At 72.1% G+C, this 251-nt stretch carries 1 pseudogene; it reads left to right on the top strand.

What is annotated here, in order from left to right:
- Positions 1–251, top strand: a pseudogene (locus SB822_RS59270) (DNA topoisomerase IV subunit A); the annotation flags it as partial.

Below are 251 nucleotides of genomic sequence, written 5' to 3'. Positions count from 1 at the left end.
GCAGGCCATCGACGAGACCGAGCTGGTCGCCAGCGAGCCGATGACCGTGGTGCTGTCGGAGAAGGGCTGGATCCGCGCGGCCAAGGGCCATGAGGTCGATCCGGCCGGCATGTCCTACCGCGACGGCGACGGCCTGCTGGCCGCGGTGCGCACGCGCAGCACGCAGCAGGTCGCCTTCCTGGACTCGGAAGGCCGCAGCTATTCGACCGCGGTGCACACCCTGCCCTCGGCGCGCGGCAACGGCGAACCGC

This window comes from Paraburkholderia sp. SIMBA_054, assembly GCF_046534875.1.
Classification (GTDB): Bacteria; Pseudomonadota; Gammaproteobacteria; order Burkholderiales; family Burkholderiaceae; genus Paraburkholderia; species Paraburkholderia hospita.
Note: the sequence above shows the minus strand (reverse complement) of the source record. Positions and strands in the feature narration are given on the sequence as shown.